General features: G+C 71.0%; 22 protein-coding genes. 14 read left to right on the plus strand and 8 right to left on the minus strand.

The features are described 5' to 3' along the window. Positions 1–36: 36 nt before the first annotated feature. The gene (locus tag DEJ30_RS13720) at positions 37–999 is read right to left on the minus strand and encodes a sugar-binding transcriptional regulator (RefSeq protein WP_027466231.1); all 963 of its coding nucleotides are present in this window, start codon (positions 997–999) and stop codon (positions 37–39) included. A gap of 192 nt (positions 1,000–1,191) precedes the next feature. On the opposite strand from DEJ30_RS13720, the gene DEJ30_RS13725 reads away from it, so the two are divergent. Next, positions 1,192–2,940 carry a glycerol-3-phosphate dehydrogenase/oxidase gene (locus DEJ30_RS13725; RefSeq protein WP_110862279.1) on the plus strand — a complete coding sequence of 583 codons (1,749 nt, stop codon included), beginning with the start codon at positions 1,192–1,194 and terminating at the stop codon, positions 2,938–2,940. 112 nt (positions 2,941–3,052) lie between these two features. Here DEJ30_RS13725 and DEJ30_RS13730 read toward each other — a convergent pair whose 3' ends face one another. Together DEJ30_RS13730 and ykgO are read right to left on the minus strand one after the other, a co-directional pair. Further along, positions 3,053–3,709, minus strand: a complete 657-nt coding sequence (locus DEJ30_RS13730) for a histidine phosphatase family protein (protein WP_110862280.1) — start codon at positions 3,707–3,709, stop codon at positions 3,053–3,055. Between the two features lie 28 nt (positions 3,710–3,737). Further along, the gene (gene ykgO / locus DEJ30_RS13735) at positions 3,738–3,860 is read right to left on the minus strand and encodes a type B 50S ribosomal protein L36 (RefSeq protein WP_071247691.1); all 123 of its coding nucleotides are present in this window, start codon (positions 3,858–3,860) and stop codon (positions 3,738–3,740) included. 45 nt (positions 3,861–3,905) lie between these two features. Here ykgO and DEJ30_RS13740 point away from each other — a divergent pair, with 45 nt between their 5' ends. Next, positions 3,906–4,934 (plus strand): GTP-binding protein, encoded by a 1,029-nt coding sequence (locus DEJ30_RS13740; protein WP_110862281.1) that lies wholly within the window; start codon positions 3,906–3,908, stop codon positions 4,932–4,934. 157 nt (positions 4,935–5,091) lie between these two features. After that, positions 5,092–5,616 (plus strand): DinB family protein, encoded by a 525-nt coding sequence (locus tag DEJ30_RS13745; RefSeq protein ID WP_110862282.1) that lies wholly within the window; start codon positions 5,092–5,094, stop codon positions 5,614–5,616. Between the two features lie 342 nt (positions 5,617–5,958). Here DEJ30_RS13745 and DEJ30_RS13750 read toward each other — a convergent pair whose 3' ends face one another. Next, positions 5,959–6,921, minus strand: a complete 963-nt coding sequence (locus tag DEJ30_RS13750) for a sugar-binding transcriptional regulator (protein ID WP_110862283.1) — start codon at positions 6,919–6,921, stop codon at positions 5,959–5,961. A gap of 115 nt (positions 6,922–7,036) precedes the next feature. On the opposite strand from DEJ30_RS13750, the gene DEJ30_RS13755 reads away from it, so the two are divergent. From DEJ30_RS13755 to DEJ30_RS13770, 4 genes are all read left to right on the plus strand, one after another. After that, positions 7,037–7,519, plus strand: coding sequence for a ribose-5-phosphate isomerase (locus DEJ30_RS13755; protein ID WP_110862284.1), 483 nt, complete (start codon positions 7,037–7,039; stop codon positions 7,517–7,519). 80 nt (positions 7,520–7,599) lie between these two features. Beyond that, entirely contained in the window at positions 7,600–8,676 is a 1,077-nt protein-coding gene (locus DEJ30_RS13760; protein ID WP_146238595.1) for an outer membrane lipoprotein carrier protein LolA, read from the plus strand. Next, entirely contained in the window at positions 8,673–9,650 is a 978-nt protein-coding gene (locus tag DEJ30_RS13765; RefSeq protein WP_110862286.1) for an ABC transporter ATP-binding protein, read from the plus strand. The genes DEJ30_RS13760 and DEJ30_RS13765 overlap by 4 nt, the downstream gene beginning before the upstream one ends. Next, the gene (locus DEJ30_RS13770) at positions 9,637–10,497 is read left to right on the plus strand and encodes an ABC transporter permease (protein WP_110862287.1); all 861 of its coding nucleotides are present in this window, start codon (positions 9,637–9,639) and stop codon (positions 10,495–10,497) included. The genes DEJ30_RS13765 and DEJ30_RS13770 overlap by 14 nt, the downstream gene beginning before the upstream one ends. 52 nt (positions 10,498–10,549) lie before the next feature. Here the strand turns inward: DEJ30_RS13770 and DEJ30_RS13775 are convergent, their stop codons facing one another. The 4 genes from DEJ30_RS13775 to DEJ30_RS13790 form a co-directional block, all read right to left on the minus strand. Next, positions 10,550–11,611, minus strand: coding sequence for an NADP-dependent oxidoreductase (locus DEJ30_RS13775; RefSeq protein WP_051596869.1), 1,062 nt, complete (start codon positions 11,609–11,611; stop codon positions 10,550–10,552). 177 nt (positions 11,612–11,788) lie between these two features. After that, on the minus strand, positions 11,789–12,721 hold the full coding sequence (locus DEJ30_RS13780; protein ID WP_110862288.1) for a metallophosphoesterase: 933 nt from the start codon (positions 12,719–12,721) through the stop codon (positions 11,789–11,791). Positions 12,722–12,746: 25 nt separating this feature from the next. Next, complete coding sequence (locus DEJ30_RS13785) at positions 12,747–13,088, minus strand: L-rhamnose mutarotase (RefSeq protein WP_110862289.1); 342 nt, start codon at positions 13,086–13,088, stop codon at positions 12,747–12,749. Continuing rightward, a complete protein-coding gene (locus tag DEJ30_RS13790; protein ID WP_220032960.1) occupies positions 13,085–14,440 on the minus strand; it encodes an MFS transporter in 1,356 nt (451 codons plus the stop codon). The genes DEJ30_RS13785 and DEJ30_RS13790 overlap by 4 nt, the downstream gene beginning before the upstream one ends. A 247-nt stretch (positions 14,441–14,687) precedes the next feature. Between DEJ30_RS13790 and DEJ30_RS13795 the strand changes: the two genes are divergently transcribed. The 7 genes from DEJ30_RS13795 (at position 14,688) to rhaI (ending at position 24,198) form a co-directional block, all read left to right on the plus strand. After that, on the plus strand, positions 14,688–15,698 hold the full coding sequence (locus DEJ30_RS13795; RefSeq protein WP_110862290.1) for a LacI family DNA-binding transcriptional regulator: 1,011 nt from the start codon (positions 14,688–14,690) through the stop codon (positions 15,696–15,698). Positions 15,699–15,741: 43 nt separating this feature from the next. Continuing rightward, positions 15,742–16,848 carry a LacI family DNA-binding transcriptional regulator gene (locus tag DEJ30_RS13800; RefSeq protein WP_110862291.1) on the plus strand — a complete coding sequence of 369 codons (1,107 nt, stop codon included), beginning with the start codon at positions 15,742–15,744 and terminating at the stop codon, positions 16,846–16,848. Between the two features lie 406 nt (positions 16,849–17,254). Further along, positions 17,255–18,574: an ABC transporter substrate-binding protein gene (locus tag DEJ30_RS13805; RefSeq protein WP_110862292.1), complete on the plus strand. Its 1,320-nt coding sequence runs from the start codon at positions 17,255–17,257 to the stop codon at positions 18,572–18,574. Positions 18,575–18,579: 5 nt separating this feature from the next. Continuing rightward, entirely contained in the window at positions 18,580–19,512 is a 933-nt protein-coding gene (locus tag DEJ30_RS13810) for a carbohydrate ABC transporter permease (protein WP_232536511.1), read from the plus strand. 101 nt (positions 19,513–19,613) lie between these two features. Beyond that, entirely contained in the window at positions 19,614–20,420 is an 807-nt protein-coding gene (locus DEJ30_RS13815; protein ID WP_258366682.1) for a carbohydrate ABC transporter permease, read from the plus strand. A gap of 118 nt (positions 20,421–20,538) precedes the next feature. Then, the gene (locus tag DEJ30_RS13820; protein WP_110862294.1) at positions 20,539–22,857 is read left to right on the plus strand and encodes a family 78 glycoside hydrolase catalytic domain; all 2,319 of its coding nucleotides are present in this window, start codon (positions 20,539–20,541) and stop codon (positions 22,855–22,857) included. 168 nt (positions 22,858–23,025) lie between these two features. Further along, positions 23,026–24,198, plus strand: coding sequence for an L-rhamnose isomerase (rhaI, locus tag DEJ30_RS13825; RefSeq protein ID WP_110862295.1), 1,173 nt, complete (start codon positions 23,026–23,028; stop codon positions 24,196–24,198). Positions 24,199–24,212 lie beyond the last annotated feature (14 nt).

A 24,212-nucleotide genomic window follows, 5' to 3' on the forward strand; every position in this document is an offset into this window, starting at 1 on the left:
ACGACGGACCACCGACAAACTGCGTCAGGTCCTGACTCAGGGCTGCAGGATCGCCTGCCCCACGCTCTCGTCCAGGATCAGGTCCGTGATGAGCCCGGCGGCCAGCGCGCCCCGCAGCGACGCCGCCTTCGACCGCCCGGCGACGACGCAGACCCGCCGCGGCGCACGCTTGATCGTGTCGAGGTCCGGAGCGCCGGCCCGTGCGTTCACCCCGATGTCCTTCCACGAGCCGTCGGCCCGGTAGAACACCGTCGAGACGTCGCCGACGACCCCCGCCTGCGTGAGCTCGTCGCGGTCCTCGGGGTCGAGGTACCCGCCGGAGTACACGTGCGAGGGCACCGGGGCCTGCGGGGCACCGACGCCGAACACCACGAGGTCCATCCGCTCGTGCAGGTCGAGCACACGGCGGATCGAGCGCTCGCGGAACAGGGCCTCCTTCGTCGCGGGGTCGTCGAAGAACGCCGGCACCGGGAACTGCTGCACGAACGCCCCGTAGGCCTCGCCGAACCGGCGCAGGATCTCGGACGCGTAGACGATGCCGGTGGTGCGGGTGTTCGCGGCGCCGTTGATCTGCACGATCGTCGAGCCGTGGGTGGTCTTCGGCACCAGGTAGCGGCTGACCGCGCTCACCGTCGAGCCCCACGAGATCCCGATCACCATGTTCGACTCGACGTACTGCGTCAGGATCCGGGCGGCGGACAGGGCGACCCGCTCGAGCCGGTCGACGTCGCTCGTGTGGTCCGGCACCGGGACGACGTGCGCGTGCACCCCGAAGCGGGAGCGGATGCTCCGGCTCAGCGCAGCGGCCTGGTCCAGGGGAGAACGGATCTGGATGTCGACGAGCCCGGTGTCCCTGGCGTACTTCAGCAGCCGCGACACCGACGAGCGCGAGGTGCCGAGCTCGTCGGCGATCGCGTCCATCGTCAGGTCCTGCAGGTAGTACAGGTGGGCGGCGCGCAGCGCCTGCTGCGTGCGCATGGGCTGAGCCGCATCGCTCATGGTGCTCCGATCTGTCGAACGCAACCATGCACGGACGTGCAGGGCCTCTGCAACCCCTGCCGCGCCTCCCGACCGCCGTCTCGGGCCTGGACGACACGTGTGCTGCACGTTCGTGCACGCGAGTTGCCCGCCCTGTCGAACGAGCGCACGATCGATCCTGACCCCACGAACAGACGAAGGAAGCGACGAACCATGTCGAAGAAGACACAGCCCCGGAACACGGTGACCGCCCTCACCGAGCGCCCGAACGCGCAGGTCCTCGTCGTCGGCGGCGGCATCAACGGCATCGCGACGTTCCGCGACCTGGCGCTCCAGGGCGTCGACGTCGCCCTGGTCGAGCGTGGCGACTACGCCTCCGGCGCCTCCGCGGCCTCGAGCCACATGATCCACGGCGGCATCCGCTACCTGGAGAACGGCGAGTTCCGACTGGTGCGCGAGAGCGTGCAGGAGCGCAACGGCCTGATCCGCATCGCCCCGCACTACGTCAAGCCGTTGCAGACGACCATGCCGATCTTCTCGACGTTCTCCGGCATCATGAACGCCCCGCTGCGCATGCTGACGCACAAGCAGCGCTCCACCAAGGAGCGCGGCGCGATGCTCATCAAGATCGGCATGACGATCTACGACTCCTTCTCGCGCGACGGCGGCTCCGTCCCGAAGCACGTCTTCCGGACCAAGAAGGCCGCGCTCGAGGACATGCCGGCCCTCAACAAGGACCTGAAGTACACGGGCACCTACTACGACGCGAGCGTGCACGAGCCCGAGCGCCTGGCCCTCGACGTCCTGAAGGACGGCCTGACCGCCGGCACCGGGACCGGCTCCGCCGCGACCGCACGCGCCACCAACTACGTCGAGGCAGCCGGCACCCGCGACGGCGGCGTCCTGCTGCGCGACCGCGAGACCGGCGGCGAGTTCGTCTTCACCGCCGACGTCGTGATCAACGCCTCCGGCCCCTGGACCGACCTGACGAACGAGGCGTTCGGCGGCGAGACGAAGTTCATGGGCGGCACGAAGGGCTCGCACATCGTCGTGCACAACGACGAGCTGCTCGAGGCCACCAAGGGCCGCGAGCTGTTCTTCGAGAACGACGACGGCCGCATCGTCCTCATCTACCCGCTCAAGGGCCGCGTGCTCATCGGCACCACCGACATCGACGCCGACCCCGCGAAGCCGGTCACGACGACCGACGAGGAGATCGACTACTTCTTCGGGCTCGTGAAGCACGTGTTCCCGCAGATCGACGTCACCCGCGACCACATCGTCTACAGCTACTCCGGCATCCGTCCGCTCCCCCGCCACGAGGACACCGCCCCCGGCTTCGTGTCCCGTGACTACCGGATCGTGGACACCCAGATCGCCGGGCTGCCGAAGTCGACCGTGCTGTCGCTCGTCGGTGGCAAGTGGACGACCTTCCGTGCCCTTGCTGCACACCTGTCCACCGAGGCGACGACCAAGCTCGGCATGCGCCGCAAGGTCGACACCACCGGCATGCCGATCGGCGGTGGCAAGGAGTTCCCGACCACCGACGCCCAGCGCGCCCTGTGGATCAAGTCGCACCGCGACGGCCTGGACGAGTCCCTGGTCGAGGGGCTGCTCGAGCGCTACGGCACCCGTGCCGCCGAGGTCGTGGACGTCCTGACCGACGGCCCGGTCGAGCCACTCGAGTCCGACCCGTCGCTCACCCGCGCCGAGGTCGCGTACTTCGCCCGCCACGAGCAGGCCGTCCACCTGGTCGACGTCGTCCTGCGCCGCACCAACCTGGCGTTCGTCGGCGGGGTCACGATCGACCTGCTCGACGAGCTGGCCGACGTGCTCGCCGAGGCGCTCGGCTGGACGACCGAGGAGCGCGCGGACGAGGTCCAGGGCACGCTCGACGTGCTGCGTGAGTCGCACGGCGTGATCGTGCCGCTGACGTCCGCATCGGCGTCGCAGCTCGCGTAGTCGACGCGACCGACCACGGACGGGAGGCGCGGTGCCGGCTGGCACCGCGCCTCCCGTCCGTTCGTGGTCGCGTTCGCGAGCGGCTGGTCGCGTCGGCGACCCGCTGGTCGCGTCAGAAACGCTCGCCGGTGGGGTCGAGCGCCGTGCGGTCGATGAGCTGGTCGCCGCCGACCGGCTCGCCTTCCCAGTCGACCAGGCGCCAGCCGTCGGCGAACGAGCCCTCGAGCTCGACGATGCCGGTGTTCTCCAGGTGCCGCTTCGTGCCGAAGTGGTCCGGGGTGTTCTGCGCAGCTGCGCTCGCCCACGTGCGGATCGCAGCACCGTGGCTGACGGCAGCGGCGACCGCGACCCCGGTGGCCTCGATCTGCCGGACGGCGTCGTCGTAGCGCTCGAAGAACTCGGTGCCGCTCTCGGCACCGGGCATCCGGGTCGTCCGGTCGCCGCCGGACCAGCCGTGCACCGTGGAGATGTAGGTCTGCACGGACACCTCGTCGTTCTTGCCCTGGGTGTCGCCCGCCTCGATCTCGCGCAGGCCCGGCAGCACCACGGGCTCGAGGCCGAGCGAGGTCGCGAGGGGCGCCGCGGTGATCTGCGTGCGGACCATCGACGACACGAACAGTCGCTCGATCCCCCGGTCGGCGAGCGCTGCGGGCAGGGCGTCGGCCTGCTGCTGCCCGAGCTCGGTCAGCCCCGGTCCGGGCACCACGGCATCGAGGATGCCGTGCACGTTCGCGGGGGTCTGGCCGTGGCGGATGAGCAGCAGTCGCATCCCGCCACCCTACGGACCGCCGCCGACGTCAGCCCTGCCGGGTGTTCCAGCGGGGGTTCTTCTTGTTGATGACGTAGACGCGGCCCCGACGTCGGACCACCTGCGAGCCGGGGATCTGCTTCAGGGCCTTGAGGGAGTTGCGGACCTTCACGACGAGCCTCCTTGTTGAGAACGGTTTTCAGTTACAGTAGCGGACATGCGTGCTGCTGCCATCACCCTCGTCACCGCCCTGCACCAGGTCGACGCCGACCGCGTCGCCGCCCGGATCTCGGACGGGCACCGGATGCGCGTCGCCGGGAGTGCCTTCGCCACCGCCCGCGCCGTGGCCGACCGCGCCGACCAGCTCGACCGGGTCTGCGGGCCCGACGCGGGCCACGGGCTCGTCGTCACCCTGCACCCGGGGGCCGACGCCCGAGCGGTCGGCATGCTGCTCGCCAACGCGGCACGGTCCGAGACCGGCGACGACCGGGTGCTCCGGCACGTCGTCGGGGTGCTGCGGGCCGACGACGTCGCGCACCTGCTGTGGTCGGACGTCGACGACGCCTTCGTGGCCGCGGACCGGATGGCCGCACTCGTCGAGTACGCGACGGTGATCGCCCTCGACCGCATCGAACCGCTGTCGGGCCGTCGGCGTCGGGCGCTCGTGTCACTGCTGCACCGGATGGCGCCCCAGGCCGTGATCGTCGCCCTGCCCGCGATCCGCAGCGCCGCCGACCTGCCGGCCTCGAACGGTGGAGCCGCGCGGGTGCTCGCCACCGGTGCGGGCTGGATGCGGGCGCTGTCGAGCGGTGCGGACACCGGGCGCGAGGCCCGCGACGCCCTGGTCTCGATGCGCTACCGGGAGCCGCTGCCGTTCCACCCCGGACGACTGTCGTCCGTCATCGCCGAGGACCTGTCCGCCGGGGTGAACGGCCGCGTGCTGCGGTCGCGGGGGTTCTTCCGCCTGGCGTCCCGGCCGGACCACGTCGGCTCGTGGTCGAGCTTCGGGTCGATGCTCGCGCTCGACCCCACCGCGAACGCGTCGTGGGACGCCGACGCCCCGATCGGGCAGGCGCTGTGGTTCGTCGGCGAGCAGCTCGACGTCCGGGCGATCGAGCGGGCGCTCGACGGGGCGCTGCTCACGCCGTCGGAGCTGCTCGCCGGGCCGGACGTGTGGCGCGGCTGGCCGGACCCGTTCCCGGTGTGGCCCGCGGTGGACCCGGCGACGGAGCACCGGCACGAGTGAGCGTGCGGGTGCGGCGCGGGCGGGTGCGGCGGTGCGGTGCGTGCGCATGTTGCGACAGAACGCGAGTCGAACGACGCGTGGATCGTCGCAGTGTGCCGCCGATCCGCACCGGTCCGGCGAACCCGGAAGCTGAGTAACGAGGCCGTACCATCGGCCCATGGCGATCGAACCCGAGACGAAGAACTGGACGTGGGTCATCGAGTCCGTGTGTCCCGAGTGCGGCTACGACGGCAGTGCGGTGACCGTCCGCGACGTGCCGGGCATCATCGACGAGAACACGGCCGGCTGGCCCGCGATCCTCGGACGCGACGACGTGCGGGACCGCCCCGACGACCACACGTGGTCCCCGCTCGAGTACGGCGCCCACGTGCGGGACGTGCACCGGAAGATGGCGGAGCGCCTCGAGCTGATGCTCACCGAGGACGCCCCCACGTTCCCGAACTGGGACCAGGACGCCACCGCCGTCGAGGACCGCTACGGCGAGCAGGACCCCGCGGTCGTCGCCGAGGAACTGCGGGAGTCGGCCGACCGCGCGGCCCGGGCCTTCGCGGCGGTGCCCGACGAGGTGCTCGAGCGCACCGGGCTCCGGTCCGACGGCAGCGCCTTCACCGTCGCGACGCTCGCCACCTACTACGCGCACGACCCGGTGCACCACCTGTGGGACGTGCGGCGCACGCCCTAGACGTGGGGACCACCGGCCTGGAGGCGCGATGCGGCCCCGCCCCGCGCCTCCAGGCCGCCTGCGGTCGCCCCCTGACCCGGGCGTACCTGCGGAAACCGGGCGTACCTGCCGAAACCGGGCGTACCTGCCGAAACCGGGCGTACCTGCCGAAACCGGGCGTACCTGCCGAAACCGGGCGTACCTGCCGAAACCGGGCGTACCTGCCGAAACCGGGCGTACCTGCCGAAACCGGGCGTACCTGCCGAAACCGGGCGTACCTGCCACGAAGAAACGACCAGGTATGCCCGAATCCACCCTCCATCTCACGTGTGATGGGAAGGATCGGGCGCGGCGCCGGCTCGCTCAGGCGAGTGCGTCGAGCACGGCGCGCGCCGTCGCGGCGTCCGTCACCAGCTCGTTGACCAGCCCGCCCCGCACCGCAGCCACGATGCTCGTCGCCTTGGCGCCGCCCACGGCGACCCCGACCGCGTGCGGCACGGTCGACAGGATCTCGCGCGAGGTCCGCACCATCCGGTCACTCCCGGGGAACTCGATCGCCGATCCGTCCGCGGCGTAGAAGTTCAGGCAGACGTCGCCTGCCGCACGGTCGAACGCGACGTCCTCGACCGGGATGCCCCGGGCCAGGGCGTCCCGGGTGTGGGTCGGCGCCCCGATGCCGAGGATCGCGCCCTTCGCCCGGCTCCACAGCCCGACGACGTGCTGGAACGCCGGGTCCTGGTCGAGGGTGGACCGCATCACCGGGGACGGCAGCGCCTGGGCGAACAGGAATGCCGGGATCGCGCCGGAGTGCTCCGCGGCCGTCCGGGTGATCTCGTTCGTCTGGAACCACGGCATCGGGTCGGCCTGCCCGCCCACGGTCGGGACGAGCTGCACACCGGGCATGGTCGGCATGCCGGACCGTGCGACGTCGTACACGGTGCGGCCGGACGACATCAGGACGGCGTCGCCGGGGACGAGTCCCATGCCCTCGACCGCGGCGGCCAGCGGTGCGGCCAGGTCGGCGCCGAGCGTGGCGGCGTGGGTGACCGCGGCCAGGTGCACCGCGCGGAGCCCGAGCACGACCTGCAGCCGTTCGGCGAGCGCCACGGTCTCGTCCTGGAACGGGTCGACGACCTCGATGCGGACGAGTCCGGCCTTGCGGGCTTCGGCGACGAGCCGTGAGACGGTCGGGCGCGAGACGCCGAGGCGCGAGGCGATCTCGACCTGCGTGGCGTCCTCGAGGTAGTACATCCGCGCCGCCTGGTAGACGGTGTCCAGCGGGAACCGGGTGCGGGCTCCGTCCGGGGTGGGGGTCTCGGCCGACATGGTGCGATGCTACCGCCACGCGCACCGCAGAAATTGTGTGCTGGACAGATGTCCACGGCCGTCGCAGACTGGTTCGGGAGCGCCCGGAACCTCGGGGCGCGGGAGGAGCACAGACATGACGTACCGTCTCGTGATCGGGTCCGACGACGCCGGGTTCGACTACAAGGAGATCATCAAGGCCGACCTGCTCGCCGACGACCGGGTGTCCGACGTGCGGGACGTCGGCGTCGACGCGGACGGCCACACCGCCTACCCGCACGTCGCCGTCGACGCCGCACGGCTGGTGGCGAACGGCGAGGCCGACCGGGCGATCCTGATCTGCGGCACCGGACTGGGCGTGGCGATCAGCGCCAACAAGGTGCCGGGCATCCGTGCCGTCACCGCGCACGACTCATACAGCGTGGAGCGCTCGATCCTGTCGAACGACGCCCAGGTCCTCTGCATGGGGCAGCGCGTCGTCGGCATCGAGCTCGCGCGTCGTCTGGCGAAGGAGTGGCTCGGCTACACCTTCGACACCTCCAGCGCGAGTGCCGAGAAGGTCAACGCGATCTGTGCGTACGACGGCAGCGCTCCCGCGGGCGTCGACGCACGGGGTTAGGCCGCCGCGCAACGCCCAGCTGCCTGTCGGGGGCCGGACGTACCGTACCCACGACTCCAATGCTCCACGAGGGGAACCCGATGAAGAAGTCAGCCTGGCTGCCAGCCGTCATCGCACCGGTCGTCGTCGCCGGCGCCGTTGCCGCCCCGATGATCGCGAACGCCGCGAACGACCCGATCGCGGGGACGAACCCCAGCGCCGCGGCCGTCATCGCCAGCATCGCGAAGTCGTCGGACGCCCAGTACTCGGGCAAGCTCTCGCAGACGAGCGCGCTGGGCCTCCCCGAACTGCCCACCGGGTCCGGCGGCTCCTCGCTCGAGGGCGACGCCTCCGACGTGCTCGGGCTGCTCACCGCGTCGCACACCGCCCGGGTCTACGTCGACGGCCCCGACAAGCAGCGCGTCCAGCTGACGCAGCAGCTCGCCGAGCAGGACGTCGTCCGCAACGGCTCGGACGTCTGGACCTGGGACTCGAAGGAGCGCTCGGCCACGCACGTGACCCTGCCGAGCGACACCGCGACGGACCTGCAGGACGGCACGACCACACCGGCCGACATCGCCCGGCAGGCCATCGACGCGATCACCCCGACCACCACCGTGTCGAAGCCGACCGGGGTCAGCGTCGCCGGACACGACGCCTGGCAGATCACCCTGACGCCGAAGTCGTCCGACACCCTCGTCGGAGCCGTGCGGTTGGCCGTCGACCAGCAGACCGGACTCCCGCTCCGCGCGAGCGTCCAGGCCGCAGGCGCGGACGACCCCGCGGTGCAGGTCGGGTTCACGAGCCTCGACTACGGCGCCCCGGCGGCCCGGCTCTTCGACTTCACCCCGCCGTCGAACGCAAAGGTCACCGAGAAGGACCTGTCCGACGCCGGATCGCACGCGAAGGGCGAGCACGGCGACCGCCGTGGCACCGCGAGCGGTGACGAGCCGACCTTCACCGGCACAGGCTGGAGCACCATCGCCGAGCTCCCCGCCGGCACCTTCGACCGGTCCGGGCTCGAGGGCGAGGCCTCCGGCCTGCTCGACCAGCTGACCAAGCCCGTCGACGGCGGCCGTGCCGTGCAGACGTCGCTCGTCTCGGTCTACCTGACCGACGACGGCCGCGTGCTCGCGGGTGCCGTGCCGGTCGCCTCCCTGGTCGACGCCGCGAAGTGAGCGCGGACGACCACGAGGTGAGCACGGCCGGGCAGGGACCCGACCTGGCGATCCGCACCACGGGCCTCCAGAAGGTGTTCCGCAAGCAGCGTGCGGTCGACGGGATCGACCTGGCGGTGCCGCGCGGCGCGGTGTTCGGGTTCCTCGGGCCGAACGGTTCCGGCAAGACCACCACGATCCGGATGCTGCTCGGGCTCTCGAGCGCGAGCGGCGGCACCATCGAGCTGCTCGGCGAACCGATGCCGAAGGCGCTGCACGACGTCCTGCCCCGCGTCGGCGCGCTCGTCGAGGGACCGGCCTTCTACCCGTACCTGTCCGGTCGGGCCAACCTGCAGCGCTTCGACGCCGCCGACCCCACGTCGGACCCGCGTACCCGCAAGGCCCGCGTGGCCGGAGCCCTCGACCGCGTCGGGTTGACCCACGCGGCCGACAAGAAGGCGCACGCGTACTCCCTCGGCATGAAGCAGCGGCTCGGCCTCGCGAACGCCCTGCTGTCACCGCGTGACCTGCTGGTGCTCGACGAGCCGACCAACGGCCTCGACCCGCAGGGGACCCGCGAGGTCCGCAACCTCATCCGCTCCCTGGCCGACGACGGCACCACGGTGTTCGTGTCGAGCCACCTGCTGGCCGAGATCGAACAGGTCTGCACGCACGCAGCCGTGATGCGGACGGGCAAGATCGTCGCGCAGGGCCCCCTCGACGAGCTGCGCGCAGCCGGGGCCCGGACCGTGACCGTGCGGACGCCCGACATCGGGCAGGCCGCTACCGTCCTCACCCGGCTCGGGCTCACCCCGCGGCACGACGGCGGGGCCGACGTGCTGGTGGCCGACCTGCCGAACGCGCTGCTGCCGGAGACGATCACCGCGGAACTCGTGCGCGCCGACGTCCGGGTGCGCGGCCTGACGGTGGGCGGCGGCACCCTCGAGGACCTGTTCGTCGCACTCACCGGAGAGGGATTCGATGTCGCAGCCTGACGCGGCCGTGCGCGACCTGCCCGTCCGACGCCGGCAGCGCCCGTTCGCACTGCTCGGTTCCGAACTCGCGCTGGTGTTCCGGCGTCGCCGCACCTGGGCGATGCTCGGGGCACTCGCGCTCGTGCCGATCCTGATCGCGGTCGCCGTGAAGCTCACCACCGACGGCGACGACGGCGGGCCGGCGTTCCTCGGCGACATCACCAACAACGGTCTGTTCGTGGCGTTCACGGCACTGACCGTGTCGATCCCGCTGTTCCTGCCGCTGACGGTCGGCGTGGTCGCCGGTGACACCGTCGCGGGCGAGGCCAGCCACGGCACGATCCGCTACCTGCTCGTCGCACCGACGGGCCGCGTGCGGTTCGTCCTGGTCAAGTTCGCCGGTGCCGTCGCGTTCTGCCTGGCCGCCACCCTGCTGGTGGTGCTGGTCGGTGCGGCGATCGGTGCCGTGCTGTTCCCGATCGGCCCCGTCACGCTGCTGTCCGGCACCCAGGTGGGCGGCTGGTCGTACGCCGGCCGCGCCCTGCTGCTCGCGCTGTACGTCGCCATGTCGATGCTCGGGCTCGTGGCGATCGGCATGTTCACCTCGACGCTGACGAACGTGCCGGTCGGCGCGATGGCCGCGACGGTCGTGCTCGCCGGGGCGTCGCAGGTGCTCGACCAGCTCCCCCAGCTCGACTGGCTGCACCCGTTCCTGTTCTCGCACCAGTGGCTCGGGTTCGGCGACCTGCTTCGCGACCCGATCTCGTTCGACTCGTTCGGGTCGAACGCGGTGCTGCAGCTCGGGTACGTGGTGGTGTTCGGCGCGCTGGCGTACAGCCGATTCGCCTCGAAGGACATCCTGAGCTGACGCGGCAGGGGCCCGACACGAAGGTGTCGGGCCCCTGCAACGATCAGCTCGCTCAGCTCGCGGGCGACGCCGATCCGCCGGCCATCGTCTCCGTGTCGGTCCCCCGCGCATCGGCGTACCGGTCGCGCAGGTCACGTGCCTTCTCGGAGCGGTACCAGTCGAGCCGCGCCCCGGTCTCCACCGTCTGCATCCCGATCACGACCTTGCCGCGGGACTTCATCTCCGCCAGGTCCTCGTACGCCTCGACGATGTACTCGAACGGGTAGAAGCCCGAGATCAGGACCTGCACCCGACGGTCCTGCACGGCCTTCGCCAGCAGGGTGAGCAGCTCGCGGGTCTCCTCGTCCTCGGCGGGCGCACGGAGGAACCGGACCTCGATGTCACGGCGCTCCTCCGACGACACGAACCGCTCCTGGCCGACGCCGAGACGTTCGGCCAGCAGCTCGGCATTGCTCTCACCGTGGTTGTCGATGAACGCGGTGATCGGCCGGCCGTCGGCGATGTCGCGGATGCGGTCCTCCTCGCCTTCGCCGTAGGCGACGGGCAGCGTGCCGATCTGTCGCAGGTAGTCGTGGTTGCGGGGGCTGCCGAGGGCGATCACGGTCGCGCCGGCGTCGTGCGCCAGCTGGCACTCGATGTGTCCGACGCCACCCGCTGCGGCCGAGATGACGACGGTGTCCTGCGGTCCGAGCCGGAGCGACCGGACGACCGACACCGCGGTGCAGCCCGCCAGGTACAGGCCGCCGGCGACCTCCCACCCGACGTGCTCCGGCTTCTTGATGACGGCGCCGCGCGGCACCGCGATCCAGGTGGCGTGGGCGCCGCCGGTCGGCGCGTGCCCCATCACCTCGTCCCCGATGCGGAGGTCCTTCACACCGTCGCCCCGCGCACGCACGATGCCGGCGAAGTCGACGCCCTGGTGTGCGGGGAACTCGAGGTCGACGTGGTCGCGGAGCTTGCCCTCGCGCAGGAACCGCTCGATGTGGTTCAGTCCCGCGGCCACGATCTCGACGACGATCTCGCCCGGTCCGGCCTCGGGCTTCTGCTGGGGGACGAGCTCGACGACGTCGAAGTCGCCGTACCGGTCGTACTGCACTGCACTGCCGACTCGCATGGGTGCTCCTTCGCTCCAGGTGTGCGTCCGTGCTACTCGGTGTTCCCGCACGCAACCCGAAGACGTGGGGTACCGCGGCTGTGGACGGGACCAGACGGCGGACTGGAGGCCCGTGGCGACGCCGCCACGGGCCTCCAGTCCGCCGTCACGCACGTCCGCCGCGCGTGGGGACCGGGCTCAGTGCTTGCCGGCGGCCGCGATGACGGCGCGGACCGTCTCGGGGTCGAGGCGGAACGCCCGCGGGTCGGCGTCGCCCCGGGGCACGCGGACCGGTGTCGACCAGACGGAGCCGTCCGCGGCGAGGTCGACGACGAGTGCGCCGCTGTCGACGACGGCTGATTCCTCGTCGTACGGGCCGACGACGTCGGTGTCGTTCGCGACACCGGGTGCGACGAGGACCGGGACGCCGGCGAGCGACCCGGCGAAGTGGTGGTGGTAGTGGCCGGCGAGGACGACCCGCACGTCGGAACCGCGGATCACGTCGGCAAGGGCCTCGGGGTTCTGCAGGCGGAGGGCCTCGTGCAGCTCGGTCGGGGCGGGCAGCGGTGGGTGGTGCAGGACGACGACGGTGCCGTGCGGGGCATCGGCTGTGCCACTGCAGGCGCCTTCGGCCAGGGCCGCGCGCAGGTGCTCGAGCGCCGTGTCGCTGAGCTCGCCGTACCCGGCACCCGGCACGCTCGTGTCGACGGTCACGATCCGACGCCCGTCGACGACCGACTGCCCGGAGACCGGGACCGTCGGCGGCAGGTACTCCATCGTGTGCATCAGCGCCGTGCCGCCCTGGCCCAGGACGTGCCCGTTCGTCAGGACCTGACGGAAGCCCTCGCGCAGGTCGTGGTTGCCGGGAACCGCGACGAAGGCCGCTCCGTGCCGCTCCGCCCAGCCGCCGACGCGGTCCCGCACGGTCGCGTAGGACTCGGGGCTGCCGTCCTCGGAGACGTCGCCGGACACGACCACCAGCCCGATGCCGGGCACGCCGTCGACGTGGGCGAGCAGGCGTTCGAGCGCGGCCGTGGTGTCGACCGCGCCCTGGTGCAGGGCGCCGTCGCCGGTCAAGTGGGTGTCGGAGAGGTGGAGGATGCGGAGGGTCCCGGCTGCTGGCGGCTGCATGCGTCCACGGTAGCCACGGCCCCCGTCACTCCGGTGCTGCCGCCAGCTGGTCCTCGAGGTTGAAGACCTCGGGCAGCACCCGCGCGGTCTGGTCGGCGCGCCCGGTGGCCCCGGCGAAGAGGTCCTGCATGTGCGCCTCCCACGCCGTGGCCACCTCGGACGCCGCGAGTGCCGCATCGGCATCGGCCACCGAGTCGGTCTCGTAGTACCCGATGAGCAGCCCGTCGTCGTCGAGGAACAGCGAGTAGTTCCGCCGTCCCGCCGCCGCGATCGCCCGGAGCATCGCCGGCCACACGGCGGCGTGCCGCTCGCGGTAGGCGTCGAGCAGCTCGACCTGCACCTGCAGCCGGAAGCAGACGCGGGTCACCGTCCGGCCTGTTCGCGGCGACGCTGCTCGGCGTCGTGGACGGTGCGCTCGTCGGCGGTGCGGACCGTCCCGGTGACCGTCGTGACGGTGCCGTAGCGCTCGGCCTCGATCGCCTCGAGGGTCTTGCCCCGGGTGCGCGGTGCCCAGATCGTGCCGACCAGGAACGACAGCGCGAGGAGCCCGAGGATCAGGCCGCCGAGGGCCCGCAGCCCGATGTCCGACAGCAGCAGCGGGAACCAGATGCTCAGCAGTCCGACCATGACGCGGGCGGCCAGGAACAGCACGCCCTGGGCGCTGGCGCGGTACCGGGTGGCGAAGAGTTCGCTCGTCCACAGGCCGTAGAACGCCTGTGCGCCGATGCCCGACGAGACGCCCCACGCCACGGCGAAGAACAGCAGGGTGCCGAGGTTGGCGGGCGCGTAGATGAGGACTGCCCACGCGATGATCGCCAGCACGGCCCCGGCGGCGTAGAGCGCGCGGCGGCTGACCCGGTCGGCGTACCGCATGAAGCCGAAGTACGTCGCGGCCACGGTGCAGCCCCAGACCAGGATCTGCAACCCGTACTGCTCGGTGACGCTCGTGACCCCGGTCGCCGCGTACACCCGGGGCTGGAAGATGCCGGCCTGCCCGGCGACGGTGTTCCAGAGGGCGTAGACGCCGAACAGGAACAGCATCGCGGTCAGGTTCTTCCGGCGGCTGAACAGCTGCGTGATCCCGTGGAAGAAGTTCGCCGTGCCGGTGGCCGCGCGCTCGTCCTTCCAGATCGCCGACTCGGGCAGCCCGCGACGGAGCCACCACACGATCGCGGCGACGACGAACAGGTGGGCGAAGATGAGCCGGCTGCCGAGCAGGCCGAGCGGTGCCGCGGCGATCGCCAGGGCGAACCCGACCATCGGCCCGATCGACCACGCGAGCTGTGCCGTGCCGACGTGGGCCGCACGCTTGTCCGCGGGGGCCTGCTCGGCGATGTAGGTCCAGCTCGCCGGCACGCCCGCACCGACGGCGATGCCGGTCAGGATGAAGCCGACCAGGAGCATGCCGTAGCTGCCGGCGAACACCGCGAGCAGGATGCCGAGCATGTAGAGGAGCAGGTCGTACGTGTAGACGAACTTCCGGCCGTACCGGTCGCACAGCGGTCCGCCGACGATCGCGCCGACGGCGGCACCGAAGGCGTTCGCCGACAGGCTCGCGAGCAGGCCGACCTCGAGGTCGCCGATCCGGAACTCGGCCTGCCAGAGGCTCAGGCTCGTGGCGATCGCGATGATCGACCCCGACTCGATGTAGTTCGACATGGCCACCGAGACGGTGGCCTTCCAGCCCGTGGTGTTCCGGGCTCCGATGCGGACCGCCATTGGTCCTCCGTTCGCGTGTTCGTCGGTGAATCGTTTCAACGGGACGACGAGGACGATAGCGCTCCGGTGTGCGCGCTGGCAAGAGCGGGTTCGCCGGGCCGGTCCTCGCACCGTGCGGGGGCAGTCGACGCGACCACCCCACGGACGGGAGGCCCGGCACCGGCCCGCCCCGCGCCTCCCGTCCGCGTTTTCCACAGATCACGGCGCGGGCCGACCGCGCGGACCGCGCCGATGCCAGGATGGCCACATGGCGGTCAGTGTGCGAGAGGTGGCAGCGCTCGCGGGCGTGTCCCTCGGCACGGTGTCGAACGTGCTGAACCGCCCCGACAAGGTCGCTCCCGGCACGGTGGAACGCGTGCAGTCGGCGATCGCGACGCTCGGGTTCGTCCGCAACGACTCCGCACGGCAGCTCCGGGCCGGACGCAGCTCCACCGTCGGGCTCATCGTGCTCGACGGCGGCAACCCGTTCTTCACCGACGTCGCCCGGGGCGCCGAGGACGCCGCGATGGACAACGGCCTCGCGGTGCTGATCGGCAACTCCGACGAGTCGACCGACCGCGAACGCACCTACGTCGACCTGTTCGAGGAACGCCGTGTCGCCGGACTCCTGATCTCCCCCGCCGGTGACGACCTGTCCCGGCTCGCGCGGCTGCGCGACCAGGGCACCGCCGTGGTGCTGGTGGACCGTCGCGCCGACGACGAGCACTTCGCCTCGGTCTCGGTCGACGACATCGCCGGCGGCCGCATCGCGGTCGAGCACCTCGCAGCGATCGGCCGCACCCACATCGCCTTCGTCGGCGGGCCGTTCGGCATCCGCCAGGTCGCCGACCGGCACGCCGGGGCACTCGCCGCCGCACAGGCCGCGGGCATCCGGCTCGAAGCCCTGCCGACCACCTCGCTGTCCGTGCTCGAAGGGCGCCGCATCGGCGAAGCGATCCAGGCCCGCCCGGCCACCGAACGCCCGGACGCCGTCTTCGCCGCCAACGACCTGCTCGCCGTCGGGCTCGAACAGGCCTTCATCATGCGCGGCACCATCGCGGTGCCCGAGCAGATCGCCATCGTCGGCTACGACGACATCGCGTTCGCCGAGTCCGCCGTGGTCCCGCTGACGTCGGTGCGGCAACCCGCGCAGGACCTCGGTCGCCGCGCGATCGAACTCCTGACGAAGCAGGTCGAGCAGGGGCAGGACATCGACCTCGAGCACGTGGAGTTCACACCGGAGCTCGTGGTGCGGCAGTCCTCCGTCGCCGACGCCTAGGGCGAGGTCCGGACACGGCTCCCCCGCCGCCTACGATCGGAGCATGGTGCATGTCCCCCGGCGCGACGGTCCGCCGAGCGTGCACCACGTCGCAGCCCGGGCCGGGGTGTCGCTCGCCACGGTCTCGAACGTCCTGAACCACCCCGAGCGGGTCGCCGACGCGACCGCCGCACGCGTGCGGGACGCGATCGACGCGCTCGGGTACACACCGAACCGCAACGCCCGGGCGCTGGTGTCCGGCAGCACGCGCGCGATCGGCCTGGTGGTGATGTCGCTGCGGAACTCCCTGTTCAGCGACATGGTCAACGGCGCACAGCTGGCCGCGCGGGAACGCGGCTTCACCCTGCTGATCGCCAGCAGCGAGGACGACCTGCAGGCACAGGGCGAACACCTCGCCTACCTCGAGAGCGCCCGGGTGTCGGGGATCCTGCTCGCCTCGATGACGGAGTCCCGCGACCAGGTCGAGGTCGCGCGGCGCCACGGCCGACCCGTCGTGTACGTCAACCACGAGCCGACCGAACTCGACGCGTGCGCGGTGGTCGTGGACAACGAGCAGGCCGGGTTCCTGGCGACCGAGCACCTGATCGAGCGCGGCTGCCGACGCATCGGGTTCGTGAGCGCCCGTCCGGACCTGCAGCCCGTCGACCGGCGACGGGCCGGCGTGCTGCGGGCCGTCGCGGCACACCCGGGGGTCGAGCTCGTCGACGTCGACGCCGGGGACATCGACCCTCCGGGTGGCACCGACGCGGGGCTCCGCATCGCCCGGATGCCCGCGGACGAACGCCCCGACGGGGTGCTCGGAGTGACCGACCTGCTCGCGATGGCCGTCGTCTCCGAGCTCCGAGCCGCCGGGATCCGTGTCCCCGAGGACATCCCCGTGTCGGGCTGCGACCACAACTCCGTGGCGTGGGGCGGTGCGGTGCCGCTGACCTCGGTGACGATGCACGGCTCGAAGATGGGTGCGGCCGCGGTGGAGCTGCTGCTCGAGGAACTCACCGACCCGATGCACATGCACCGGACCGTCGTGCTCGGCAGCGAGCTGGTGCCGCGCGAGAGCACGCTCGGTCGCGAGGGCGCGGCCGCAGCAGCCGCCGCAGCCGTCGTCGCGGGCACGATCACGTCGAGCGACCCAAGGCGCACCGAGGCCTGACCACGTCAGCCGAGACTCGGCCAGGCGGACAGGACTCGCCCTCGCACGGCCGCATCGTGCCCGCGGAGCCGAGACTCGGCCTGCGGACCCGACCCGGCACCGGACGGGAGGCGCGGGGCGGCGCCGACACGGGCCTCCCGGCCGGCGGGCGGCGCGACCACCGCACGGTGCAGCGCCGCGCGTCGGCGGACGAATGGACAAGCGAGCGACCACCCCGTACACCGCACCGCACCCGCTCCGCGGGATCGCGTAACGAAATCGGCACAGTGATTGACACGCTTCAATCCGCGTGGTTCCATCCTGATTGAAACGTTCTAAAACGCAGTAACCGGACCCCGCGACGGCGCGGGATCCGGGTCCGTTTCACCCGGGGTACCCAGCCCCGGGCCTTACGAGGAGGTAAGGAATGTCAGTTCGTTCCATGACCAAGCGCGCGATCGCCATCGGCGGCGCGACGGTCCTGATCGGCGGGCTCGCAGCGTGCTCGTCCGGCGGCTCCGCCGACGAAGGCGGCGGCAAGGTCGAGATCACCTACCAGGCCGACAACGCGCCGGCCACCGCGGCCACCGCGAAGCCGCTCATCGAGGCCTTCGAGAAGGCCAACCCCGACATCACCGTCAAGTTCGACACCCGACCCCAGGGCACCGACGGCGACAACCTGATCAAGACCCGACTGTCGACCGGCGAGGCCGCCGACGTCTTCAACTACAACTCCGGCTCGCTCATGCAGGCCCTCAACCCGGACAACACCCTGGTGGACCTGTCCGACGAGAAGTGGGCGGGCGACGTCGACCCGCAGTTCACCAAGGTCGTCAGCACCGACAAGGGCATGTACGGCGCCCCGTTCGGCACGAGCTTCGGCGGTGCGGTGCTCTACAACACGAAGGTCTACGACGACCTCGGTCTCGAGGTCCCGACCACCTGGGACGAGTTCATCAGCAACAGCGAGGAGATCAAGGACGCCGGCGACGTCGCCCCGATCATCCAGACCTACGGCGACACCTGGACCAGCCAGCTGTTCGTCCTCGGCGACTTCGCGAACATCACCGCACAGGACGAGAAGTGGGCGGACGACTACACCGCCAACAAGGAGTCCTACGCCGACGAACCCGCACTCGCCGGGTTCGAGCACCTCGCCGAGGGCAAGGACAAGGACCTGTACAACGAGGACTACGCCTCGGCCACGCAGGCGAACGGCCTGAAGATGCTGGCCGACGGCACCGGCGCGCAGTACCCGATGCTCACGAACGCGATCTCGGCGATCCAGCAGGACTCCCCCGACGCGGTCGAGGACATCGGCGCGTTCGCCCTGCCCGCCGAGGACGCCGCGGACACGAACCTGACGATCTGGGAGCCGAACGGCCTGTACATCCCGAAGACCACCACGGGCGACAAGCTGGCGGCGGCGAAGAAGTTCATCGCCTTCGCGAACTCGTCCGAGGGCTGCCAGGTGCAGAACGACACCGGCACCCCCGGTGGCCCGTACGTCATCTCGACCTGCTCGCTGCCGGACGACGTACCCCCGATGATCGACGACCTGCAGAAGTACCTGGACGACGGCAAGGCGAGCCCGGCGCTCGAGTTCCTGTCCCCGATCAAGGGCCCGAACCTCGAGAAGATCTGCGTGCAGGTCGGCTCGGGCATCACCACCGCGGCCAAGGGTGCTGACCAGTACGACGACGACGTCGTGCAGCAGGCACAGCAGCTCGGCATCAAGGGCTGGTGACCGGCGTGACCGCGACCCTCACGACGGCGGTGGCCCCGCCGCAGACCCGCAAGGCCGGTCGGCCCGGACCAGCGCGCAAGCGGATGCGCTCGTTCTACCCCGCGTGGTTCTTCATCCCGGCGATCGCGCTGTACGTCGTGTTCTTCGCGGTCCCGACCTTCGCCGGGTTCTACTTCTCGCTCACCCGCTGGACGCTGTTCGACCAGACCTTCATCGGCTTCGACAACTTCGTCCGGTTCTTCCAGGACCCGCAGCTCGTCTCCGGGTTCGTGCACACCTTCCAGTACGGCTTCGTGACGAGCGCGGCGAAGGTGGTCCTCGGACTGGCCCTCGCCCTGCTCCTCACGTCGCCCGTGCTGGGGCGCGGCTACCTGCGGGCGGTCGTGTTCTTCCCGGTGCTCGTGTCGACCATCGGCATCGGCATCACGTTCAAGGCGCTGATGGACCCGTTCCACGGGATCATCAACGGTGTGCTGGGTTCGGTCGGCCTGCCCACCCCCGGGTGGCTGACCGACCCGGCGCTCGCGCTGTGGAGCGTCGCCGCGGTGGACGTCTGGAAGGGCGTCGGCATCGCGACGCTCATCTTCATCGCCGGCATCGTGGCGATCCCGCAGGAGTACTTCGAGGCGGCACGGGTCGACGGCGCGAGCGCGTGGTCGATCTTCCGGAACATCACGTTGCCGCTGTCCCGCCCCGCGATGGGCACCGTCATCATCCTGTCGCTCATCGGCGGCCTGCGGTCATTCGACCTGATCTGGGCGATGACCGGCGGCGGGCCGGGGTTCACGAGCGACGTGATCGCGAGCGTGATCTACAAGCAATACCAGGCCGGTTTCTACGGCCTGTCCACCGCCGGCAACGTGGTCTTGTTCGTCGTCGTTACGGCGATCATGGTGCCCGTCTCATGGCTCCTCAACCGCAAGGAGGCGGACCTGTGACCGCCGTCACCACCCCCGGAACCGGTCACGCGTCGGCGTCCGGCAGCCGCCGCCCCACACCGGCGAGCCGGAACCGCCACCCCGGGCGCGCCCGCAGGTGGATCATCGGCTCGATCGCCATCGTCGTCAGCTTCGTCGTGTTCCTGGTGCCGTTCGTCTTCGTCCTGCTCCAGGCGGCGAAGAACCCGGCCGAGGCGAACCAGCTCGGCTTCAGCCTGCCGACCGACTGGCAGCTGTGGCAGAACCTGCAGGCGGTGTTCCAGAGCGGCGACGGAGGCATCCTCCGCGCGTTCTGGAACAGTGCCCTGCTCACCGTCGGCAGCGTGACCGTGATGGTGGTGTTCTCCGCGATGGTCGGGTACGTCCTGCAGCGGCGACCGAGCCGGTGGAACGGCCTGATCAACTTCTTCGTGCTGGCGGGGCTCATCGTGCCGCCGGCGATCGTGCCGACCATCTGGGTGCTGCAGGGGCTCAACCTGTTCAAGACCATGGGCGGGATGATCCTGATCGAGGCGACGTTCGGCCTGTCCTTCTGCATCCTGCTGTTCCGGGCGTTCGTCGCGACGATCCCGAAGGAACTCGACGAGGCCGCCGTGCTCGACGGCGCCGGCCCGATCCGCCTGTTCTTCGGGGTGGTGCTGCCGCTGCTCAAGCCGGTGATCATCACGGTCGTGCTCGTGCAGTCGGTGACGGTGTTCAACGACTTCACCAACCCGCTGTACTTCCTGCCGGGGTCCGAGAACGCGACGGTGCAGCAGACGCTCTACGCGTTCCAGAGCCAGTCGGTCAGCCAGCTGAACCTGCTGTTCACCGACGTGCTGCTCATCACGATCCCGCCGCTGATCCTCTACGTCTTCTTCAACCGTCAGATCGTCGCCGGCATGACCAGCGGCGCCGTCAAGGGCTGACCGCCCACCCCGGTCTGGAGGCGCGACGCGCCTCCGCCACACCGCCCGCCCGGGCGCACGGCCGGGCCAACGACCCCGCACCGGTCGACGACGACCGGTCGCGTGAAAGGACCATCACATGACCACCTGGACCGCACCGTTCATCGCGGCCGACAGCGACCTCGGCAGCGCCCCGATCCTGCGTCGGGAGTTCACCCTCGACGACGGGCACGGCGCCGTCACAGCCGCCACGCTCGACGTCAGCGCACTCGGCGTCGTCGAGGCCTGGCTCGGCGGACAGCGCGTCTCCGACCACCTGCTCGAACCGGGGTGGACGAGCTACGAGTGGCGCATCCGCGTCGTGTCCCACGACGTCACGCCACACCTCGTCGACGCGGCACCGGGCGATCCCGCGGTGCTCGCGCTCATCGTCGGCAACGGTTGGGCCGCCGGACGCCTGGCCTGGGGCGGCGGTGGCGGCTGGTACACGGACGAGCGCGCCGGGTTCGCCGAACTCCGGATCACCTTCACCGACGGGCACGAGCAGCGCGTGACGACCGACACCGACTGGCAGGCCCTGTCGAGTGCGATCACCGCGGACCAGCTCTACGACGGGCAGGACATCGACGCCCGACTCCGCGACGGCTCGTTCCTGACGCCCGGCGAGGTCACCGTGCCCAGCGTCGACGGCCACCAGGGCCGCACGAGCACGGTGCACACGGTCGACATCGGCGAGCGCGAACTCGTCGCCGACACGGTGCCGCCGGTGCGTCCGCTCGCCGAGATCGCCCCGGTCGAGATCTGGACGAGCCCGTCGGGAGCGACCCTGGTCGACTTCGGCGTGAACCTGGTCGGCTGGGTCCGGGTCACCGCGACCGGCCCGGCCGGCACGGTGCTCACCCTGCAGCACGCCGAGGTGCTCGAGCACGACGAGCTCGGCACCCGCCCCTTGCGCACCGCGAAGGCGACGGACCACTTCACCCTGCGCGGTGACGACGAGCCCGAGACGTTCGAGCCCCGCTTCACGTTCCACGGGTTCCGCTACGCGCAGGTCGACGGGTTCCCGGGCACGCACGACGAGCTCCGCGCCGCGGTCACCGCCGTGCAGGTCGGCTCGGACCTCACCCGCACCGGCACCTTCGAATCGAGCCACGAACTGCTGAACACCTTCCACGACAACGTCGTCCGGGGCATGCAGGGCAACTTCCTGAGCGTGCCGACGGACTGCCCGCAGCGCGACGAGCGACTCGGCTGGACGGGCGACATCGCCGCGTTCGCGCCGACGGCCTCGTACCTGTTCGACACGCGGACCTTCCTGGCCGACTGGCTGCGCGACGTCTGGCTCGAGCAGCAGCACGCCGACGGGGTCATCCCGTTCGTGGTGCCGGACGTGCTGAAGTACTCCCCCGCCGAGGACTTCGGCAAGCCCGACGCGACCGCCGTCTGGTCGGACGCCGGCGTCTGGGTGCCGTGGACCCTGTACCAGGCGTACGGCGACACCGCGGTGCTCGAGGAGCAGTTCGACTCGATGGCCGCACACCTGCGCCGGGTCCGTGACCACCTGTCCCCGGAGGACCTGTGGGACACCGTGTTCCAGTTCGGCGACTGGCTCGACCCGGACGCCCCGCCCGAGGCCCCGGCCGACGCGAAGGCCGACAAGGGCGTCGTCGCGACGATCTGCGCCTACCGGTCCGCGACGATCGTGGCGGACGCGGCGGAGCTGTTGGGTGGTCACGAGGCGGAAGCGGCGGAGTTCCGGGAACTCGCCACGCGCCTCCAGGCCGGGTTCCGCACCCACTACCTGCAGGACGACGGGCGGATCCTGTCGGACGCGACCACGGTGTACACGCTGGCGATCGTGTTCGGGATCCTGTCCGAGCAGGAGCAGGCCGTGGCCGGCGAGCGTCTCGCCGAGCTGGTCGAGGCGTCCGGGTACCGGATCTCGACGGGCTTCGCGGGGACGCCCTTCATCACCGACGCGCTGACGCAGACGGGCCACCTGGAGGACGCCTACCGACTGCTGCTGCAGACCGAGTGCCCTTCGTGGCTGTACCCGGTGACGATGGGCGCGACGACGGTGTGGGAGCGCTGGGACTCGATGCTGCCGGACGGCACGATCAACCCGGGTGAGATGACCTCGTTCAACCACTACGCACTCGGTGCCGTGGCGGACTGGATGCACCGGGTGGTGGGTGGCCTGTCGCCGCTGTCACCGGGGTACTCGGCCGTCCTGATCGCGCCGCAGCCGGGCGGTGGACTGACGTGGGCGGAGACCTCGCTCGACACGGTGCACGGGCACGTCGCCGTGCGGTGGGAGCTCGTCGACGGGGAGTTGCGCGTCCGGGCGACCGTGCCCGAGGGCGTCTCGGCCCTGGTGCGCCTGCCGGGTGCCCCCGAGCAGCGCGTCGGCGCGGGCACGCACGACCTGCGCGCCCCCGCCGCGGTCCCCGCCGCGTAGGGGCCTGGCTCGCAAAACACCGGTGTTCGCGCGTCGAACCCCCGAACGCGCGTGTTCAACACGTGAACACCGGTGTTTTGCGGCACCACCCCACCCACCACGGTTGCGGCGGACCGCCGCGCGCCGTACTGTATGAAACGATTCAATCGCACACGAGGAAGTGACACGATGACATCGACCCCGAGCTTCGCCGGCATCGCCGACCAGCTGGCACGACAGCAGATCGAGCTGCCCAGCTGGGCCTTCGGCAACTCCGGCACCCGCTTCAAGGTGTTCAGCACGCCGGGCACTCCGCGCGACCCCTACGAGAAGATCGCCGACGCCGCCCAGGTGCAGAAGTACACCGGCCTGGCCCCCACCGTCGCGCTGCACATCCCGTGGGACCTGGTGGACGACTTCGCCGACCTCAAGCGCCACGCCGAGGAGCACGGGGTGTCGCTCGGCACCGTCAACTCGAACACGTTCCAGGACGACGACTACAAGTTCGGCGCCCTGACCCACGTCGACGAGACGATCCGGCAGAAGGCGATCGACCACCACCTGCGTTGCATCGACGTGATGGACGCCACCGGCAGCCGCGACCTGAAGATCTGGCTCGCCGAGGGCTCGAACTACCCCGGCCAGGAGGACATGCGCTCCCGCCAGGACCGCCTGCACGAGTCGCTCAGCACGATCTACGACCGCCTCGGCGCCGACCAGCGACTGGTGCTCGAGTACAAGTTCTTCGAGCCGTCGTTCTACCACACGGACGTTCCCGACTGGGGCACCAGCTACGTGCAGACGGCGGCACTCGGGCCGAAGGCGATGGTCTGCCTCGACACCGGGCACCACGCCCCCGGCACGAACATCGAGTTCATCGTGATGCAGCTCCTGCGTCTCGGCAAGCTCGGTTCCTTCGACTTCAACTCGCGCTTCTACGCCGACGACGACCTGATCGTGGGCGCCGCAGACCCGTTCCAGCTGTTCCGGATCCTGGTCGAGGTCATCCGCGGCGGCGGCTACGACAACCCCGACGTGGCGTTCATGCTCGACCAGTGCCACAACGTCGAGGACAAGATCCCCGGCCAGATCCGCTCGGTGCTCAACGTGCAGGAGATGACGGCTCGCGCGCTGCTCCTCGACCGCGTCGCACTGACCGCCGCGCAAGAGGCGCACGACGTCCTCGGCGCGAACGAGGTCTTCATGGACGCGTACCAGACCGACGTCCGGAAGGACCTGGCCGAGTGGCGCGAGTCCCGCGGACTGCCTGCGAACCCGATGCGCGCCTACCTGGAGTCCGGGTACCAGCAGTCGATCGCAGCGGACCGCGTCGGCGGCGTCCAGGCCGGCTGGGGCGCGTAGGAACATGACGAACA

Origin of the sequence: Curtobacterium sp. MCPF17_003 (assembly GCF_003224385.1) — a bacterium.
GTDB classification, from domain to species: domain Bacteria; phylum Actinomycetota; class Actinomycetes; order Actinomycetales; family Microbacteriaceae; genus Curtobacterium; species Curtobacterium flaccumfaciens.

Bases quoted from the DNA above. Each gene is read 5' to 3' on its own strand.
- DEJ30_RS13800 (WP_110862291.1), top strand. From the start codon at position 15,742: ATGGTGCATGTCCCCCGGCGCGACGGTCCGCCGAGCGTGCACCACGTC.
- DEJ30_RS13730 (WP_110862280.1), bottom strand. From the start codon at position 3,709: ATGCGACTGCTGCTCATCCGCCACGGCCAGACCCCCGCGAACGTGCAC.
- DEJ30_RS13725 (WP_110862279.1), top strand. From the start codon at position 1,192: ATGTCGAAGAAGACACAGCCCCGGAACACGGTGACCGCCCTCACCGAG.
- DEJ30_RS13720 (WP_027466231.1), bottom strand. From the start codon at position 999: ATGAGCGATGCGGCTCAGCCCATGCGCACGCAGCAGGCGCTGCGCGCC.
- DEJ30_RS13745 (WP_110862282.1), top strand. From the start codon at position 5,092: ATGGCGATCGAACCCGAGACGAAGAACTGGACGTGGGTCATCGAGTCC.
- DEJ30_RS13795 (WP_110862290.1), top strand. From the start codon at position 14,688: ATGGCGGTCAGTGTGCGAGAGGTGGCAGCGCTCGCGGGCGTGTCCCTC.
- DEJ30_RS13750 (WP_110862283.1), bottom strand. From the start codon at position 6,921: ATGTCGGCCGAGACCCCCACCCCGGACGGAGCCCGCACCCGGTTCCCG.
- DEJ30_RS13805 (WP_110862292.1), top strand. From the start codon at position 17,255: ATGTCAGTTCGTTCCATGACCAAGCGCGCGATCGCCATCGGCGGCGCG.
- DEJ30_RS13820 (WP_110862294.1), top strand. From the start codon at position 20,539: ATGACCACCTGGACCGCACCGTTCATCGCGGCCGACAGCGACCTCGGC.
- DEJ30_RS13780 (WP_110862288.1), bottom strand. From the start codon at position 12,721: ATGCAGCCGCCAGCAGCCGGGACCCTCCGCATCCTCCACCTCTCCGAC.
- DEJ30_RS13755 (WP_110862284.1), top strand. From the start codon at position 7,037: ATGACGTACCGTCTCGTGATCGGGTCCGACGACGCCGGGTTCGACTAC.
- DEJ30_RS13770 (WP_110862287.1), top strand. From the start codon at position 9,637: ATGTCGCAGCCTGACGCGGCCGTGCGCGACCTGCCCGTCCGACGCCGG.
- DEJ30_RS13775 (WP_051596869.1), bottom strand. From the start codon at position 11,611: ATGCGAGTCGGCAGTGCAGTGCAGTACGACCGGTACGGCGACTTCGAC.
- DEJ30_RS13760 (WP_146238595.1), top strand. From the start codon at position 7,600: ATGAAGAAGTCAGCCTGGCTGCCAGCCGTCATCGCACCGGTCGTCGTC.
- DEJ30_RS13740 (WP_110862281.1), top strand. From the start codon at position 3,906: ATGCGTGCTGCTGCCATCACCCTCGTCACCGCCCTGCACCAGGTCGAC.
- DEJ30_RS13790 (WP_220032960.1), bottom strand. From the start codon at position 14,440: ATGGCGGTCCGCATCGGAGCCCGGAACACCACGGGCTGGAAGGCCACC.
- rhaI (WP_110862295.1), top strand. From the start codon at position 23,026: ATGACATCGACCCCGAGCTTCGCCGGCATCGCCGACCAGCTGGCACGA.